The following is a 4527-nucleotide window of genomic DNA, read 5'->3' as shown; positions in this document are numbered from 1 at the left end:
GTCCACAATGATAACATGTATTAGGCATATAGGTTAATGTAGCATAAAAAACTTTAGATTTAACATTGTTAATAATTTCTTCAGAGTAATAATTATCATTAAAAGTTATATTAGGGTCTTTTAAATTAAGCAAATTTAGTATAAAATTATTATGAGACATGAGAAATCACTCCTTTTATGATTTTTTTGTGGTGATTAAATTATAACTAAGTGATTCTCTCTTGTCTCGTTTTTTTATACAAAAAATTAGTGTTAGTTTTCACCAACACTAAATATTATAGACCCTTAATTATTCCAACATTTTTTTTATAATTTGTAGCTTTTTTATTTTTATAATGCACTTTTATATATTTCTATTATTTCTTCTAAAGTAGCTTGTTTAGGGTTTGTTAAACCACAAGCATCTTTTAATGCATTTTCAGCAAGTGTTTTTAAGTCTTCTTCTTTAACTCCTAATTCTTTTAACCCAGAAGGAATTCCTATATCTGAAGAAAGTTTTTTGATGGCGTTAATAGCTTTTTCACATGCTTCTTGAGGAGTAATATTATCTGTATTTTCACCCATGGCTTTAGCTATATCTATAAATCTCTCAGGAACTACTTTAGCATTATATTTTTGAACATGAGGAAGAAGTACAGCATTACATACTCCATGTGGAAGATCATAAAATCCGCCTAATTGATGAGCCATAGCATGAACATATCCAAGACTAGCGTTGTTAAATGCCATACCAGCTAAAAATTCAGCATAAGCCATTTTATCTCTAGCTTCTTTATTTTGACCATTATTAACTGCTTCTCTTAAATATTTAGATATTAACTGAATAGACATTAAAGCACATGCATCAGTAATAGGAGTAGCTTCAGTTGAAACATAAGCTTCTATTGCATGAGTTAAGGCGTCCATTCCTGTTGCAGCAGTTAAAGATTTTGGCATATTTATCATAAGTAGAGGGTCATTTACTGCTATAGTAGGTGTTGTATGATAGTCAACAATAGCCATTTTTACATGTCTTTCTTCATCTGTAATTATACAAAATCTAGTCATTTCACTAGCTGTTCCAGCAGTTGTATTAATAGCTACTAAAGGCATCATAGCTTTAGTTGACTTGTTTACACCTTCATAATCTTTTATAGATCCACCGTTAGACGCTACAATACCGATACCTTTTGCACAGTCATGAGGAGATCCACCTCCGAAAGATATTATAAAATCACAATCATTTTCTTTTAGTAGTTTTAGACCATCTTCAACATTTTTAACTGTTGGGTTAGGTTGTGTTTTATCAAATATAACATATTCAATATTTTTATCATTTAAAACTGAAGTTAATTCGTTTACTAGTCCTATTTCAACTAATATTTTATCAGTTACAATTAATGCTTTTTTTAATCCTAAAGAAGAAATTTCTTCGCCAGCATCTTTTAAAGAACCAGGTCCCATTAAATTTATAGATGGCATATAAAATTTGTATGTTTTATTCATATATAAAACCTCCTTGAAAAATAGTTAAAAAATTAACTTGAAAAGTTACACTTATAATTTTAAAATATTGTTTACAAACAAACTAATCTAAAATTAAAAAAAATATGTCTAAATTTAAAAAAAATAGTAAAATAATATATAAAAAAGAAAAGAGGAATACGTATGCTTAAAAGCTTTGATAGAAATTTAGAACTTTTAGATGGTTTAGAAACAGAATATATGAGACTTTTATATTATGATTTTTCTCAACCGTATAATGGAAATTATAGATCTTATGAAAATAATAGAATATGTACCATATTAAGTGGAGAAAAGAAAGTAAAAATAAATAATAAGAAAATATTTTGTTATGGTGAAGAAGAATTTGTAATATTACCTCAAAACTCTCAGGTCTATATGGAAATAAATAAACCAACAAAGGCTTTAGTGTTAGAAATAAAAGAAGATGTAATAAAAAATATAACTAGTAAGGTGAGTTTGGATTTTCAAATAGATATAGAGACTAAAGACGGGGGACTATTTATTGGAAAAAAAACGCTTAATATAAAATTGGCTATGGAAAAAATAGTAAAAACGTATTATTCTTTAGAAAAAAATAAAGCTTTTTTAATGGATCTTTATCTTCAGGAAATGATGTACAATATATTAAAAATAAAGGGAGCAGATATTATATTGACAAAAGAGAAGAAAAATCCTGTATTTTTAGCTATTAAGTATATGAAAGAAAATTATAATAAAAATATAAAAATAAAAGATATTGCTAATAGTTTAGGTATGTCTGAGTCAAATTTTTGCATTTATTTTAAAAAAGTTACAGGAATAACTCCAAAAAAATATTTAAAGAATATAAAATTAAATAAAGCTGTAGAGCTTTTAAAAGAAAATAATGTTACGGAAGTAGCGTTTGATTTAGGGTATGAAAATATATCTTATTTTATAAATGAATTTAAAAATAAATATGGATTTACTCCAAAGCAATATCAAAAAAATATACAAGGCCTATAAATACAAGGCTTTTTTTTATATAAAAATTTAATAAATAATTAAAGTATAAATTTTGGTATAAAAGTCTAAAATTTAATATATAAATTGTTAAAGGAGGGAGTAATAATGAATGTGAATTTTTTTAAAAAGGAAATTAATGAAAATGAAGAATTTATGAATGATTTAAGAAAAGCATATTTAGATTTAAAATCAGCAGAATCATTTTTTGAAAACGTTAAAGATCCCGATTTAGTGGATTATGCTGTATTTAGGTTAGAAGCTGCTAAATCTAAATACTCTTATTTTTTAAGAAAAGCAAAACAAAAAGGAGTGATTTATAAAGGAGCATATAATACATAAATTTTTAGTATAATTTATTGGGAGGGGGATTATGGATACTTTTTTACAAATAAAGGTTATATTAATATATGGTATAATATTGCTAAGTATTTATACAATATTTTTATTGATAATAGGACCATTGAAATTTTTAGGCAAAATAGGAATTAGGATGGTATTTGGAGGAATATGTTTATTTACTTTAAATTATATATTAAACATATTGCATATTAATTTTAATATAGGAATAAATTTAATAACTTCTTTTATAACAGGATATTTAGGAATATTTGGAGTGTTAGCTATTTCTTTAGTAAAATATTTTTTGTAATTTTAGAAAAGCGAATATTGAGCTTTTCTTTTTTTGTAGAAAAATATATTCGACACTTTATAAATATAATTATATAATTGAAATATAATATTATTTGAAATTATTAAGGAGATGATGTTGTGTTTGTTATATATAAAGATGAAATATTAGATAGTAATGATATAAAAAAGATAATAGAAGAAAATAGTAAATTTAATATAATAGAAGATATGAGTTTAAGATCTAAAAGAGAGGATATAATAGCATTTAATATGTCTATTGATATTAATATTTTAAATGAAATACTTAAAGATGATGGATATGATATTGATGAAGAAGATAAAGAAGAGTTACTTGATGAATATATGGATTTAGCAGATACATTAGCTATTGAATTGGAGAGAATTATGCCTAAGAATTCTATAATAAGGGTTTATTCATATAAATATGATGAACTAGAAAATATTATAAAAGTGGTTTTTGCCATGGCACATAAAGAACTAGGTGATTTAAAGTTAAATGATGTAGTAAAGAGACTTTTAACTTCAGTATCATAAAATATAATAAATAATTAGTATTAAAAAACTCCATAGTGGAAATAATATTTTATAAAAATTAGAATATAGGAGGTATTACTATGGAGTTGATAGCTAGGAGTTCTTTAGGTAATGTTAAGGCTAAAGCATTAAGAAAAAGGGGTCTTGTTCCTGGTGTTTTGTATGGTAAAAATATGAATCCTATTTCTGTTGTCTTAGATAAAAAAGATTTAAAAAAAATATATCAGGAAAAAAGAGAAAATGAAGTTTTTGATGTAAATTTAAATGGTCAAACTCATACAGTTTATATCCATGAAGTTCAAAGAGATGTCATAGATGATAAAGAATTTATTCATTTTGATTTACATAAAGTAACAAATGAAGATTTTATTCATACTCATGTTCCGGTAGTTTTAGTAAATAAAGATCAAATAGAAAGTCAAGGGCTTGTAGTTCAACAACAGCTTTTGGATGTTGAAGTGAAATATCCTGTATATAATAAAACAACAGAAATAAACGTGGATATGTCGCAACTTTACAATGGAGGATCTTTAACTGTTGCAGATTTAACTGTACCTCAAGGAGTTTCGGTTTTAAATGATAGAAATGCTATAGTAGCATCTGTAAGTTATCCTAAGATGCATGAACCAATAGAAGATATAGATGAAGTTGAATAAAAAAATTTATAAAAAAGTGTTGACAATGAAAAACAAAGATGATATACTATTACTTGTCCTCGATAAGAGGGCAAGAAAATTGAACTTTGAAAACTAAACAGTAGGTAAAGCCAGTAACGAAATTTTATTTTGAGAGTTTGATCCTGGCTCAGGATGAACGCTGGCGGCGTGCCTAACACATGCAAGTCGAGCGAGG

The 4527-nt window shown here is 25.6% G+C and carries 6 protein-coding genes and 1 rRNA gene; 6 read left to right on the top strand and 1 reads right to left on the bottom strand.

Features of this window, described 5'->3' with window-relative positions:
• Nucleotides 1-330: 330 nt before the first annotated feature.
• Nucleotides 331-1485, bottom strand: coding sequence for an L-threonine dehydrogenase (gene yiaY, locus BUA19_RS11280; RefSeq protein ID WP_072726559.1), 1155 nt, complete (start codon nucleotides 1483-1485; stop codon nucleotides 331-333).
• Nucleotides 1486-1647: 162 nt separating this feature from the next.
• Between yiaY and BUA19_RS11275 the strand changes: the two genes are divergently transcribed.
• The 6 genes from BUA19_RS11275 to BUA19_RS11250 all read left to right on the top strand — a co-directional run.
• Entirely contained in the window at nucleotides 1648-2490 is an 843-nt protein-coding gene (locus tag BUA19_RS11275) for a helix-turn-helix transcriptional regulator (protein ID WP_072726557.1), read from the top strand.
• Between the two features lie 105 nt (nucleotides 2491-2595).
• Complete coding sequence (locus tag BUA19_RS11270) at nucleotides 2596-2829, top strand: DUF2508 family protein (RefSeq protein ID WP_072726555.1); 234 nt, start codon at nucleotides 2596-2598, stop codon at nucleotides 2827-2829.
• A gap of 31 nt (nucleotides 2830-2860) precedes the next feature.
• Nucleotides 2861-3139 carry a pro-sigmaK processing inhibitor BofA family protein gene (locus tag BUA19_RS11265; RefSeq protein WP_072726553.1) on the top strand — a complete coding sequence of 93 codons (279 nt, stop codon included), beginning with the start codon at nucleotides 2861-2863 and terminating at the stop codon, nucleotides 3137-3139.
• A gap of 119 nt (nucleotides 3140-3258) precedes the next feature.
• On the top strand, nucleotides 3259-3675 hold the full coding sequence (locus BUA19_RS11260; RefSeq protein ID WP_072726551.1) for a hypothetical protein: 417 nt from the start codon (nucleotides 3259-3261) through the stop codon (nucleotides 3673-3675).
• 80 nt (nucleotides 3676-3755) lie between these two features.
• Nucleotides 3756-4331, top strand: a complete 576-nt coding sequence (locus tag BUA19_RS11255; RefSeq protein ID WP_072726549.1) for a 50S ribosomal protein L25 — start codon at nucleotides 3756-3758, stop codon at nucleotides 4329-4331.
• A gap of 125 nt (nucleotides 4332-4456) precedes the next feature.
• Nucleotides 4457-4527 (top strand): 16S ribosomal RNA (locus BUA19_RS11250); the annotation flags it as partial.

It is taken from the genome of Tepidibacter thalassicus DSM 15285, from assembly GCF_900129915.1.
Classification (GTDB): domain Bacteria; phylum Bacillota; class Clostridia; order Peptostreptococcales; family Peptostreptococcaceae; genus Tepidibacter; species Tepidibacter thalassicus.
Note: the sequence above shows the minus strand (reverse complement) of the source record. Positions and strands in the feature narration are given on the sequence as shown.

Bases quoted from the DNA above. Each gene is read 5' to 3' on its own strand.
- yiaY (WP_072726559.1), bottom strand. From the start codon at position 1,485: ATGAATAAAACATACAAATTTTATATGCCATCTATAAATTTAATGGGA.
- BUA19_RS11275 (WP_072726557.1), top strand. From the start codon at position 1,648: ATGCTTAAAAGCTTTGATAGAAATTTAGAACTTTTAGATGGTTTAGAA.
- BUA19_RS11270 (WP_072726555.1), top strand. From the start codon at position 2,596: ATGAATGTGAATTTTTTTAAAAAGGAAATTAATGAAAATGAAGAATTT.
- BUA19_RS11265 (WP_072726553.1), top strand. From the start codon at position 2,861: ATGGATACTTTTTTACAAATAAAGGTTATATTAATATATGGTATAATA.
- BUA19_RS11255 (WP_072726549.1), top strand. From the start codon at position 3,756: ATGGAGTTGATAGCTAGGAGTTCTTTAGGTAATGTTAAGGCTAAAGCA.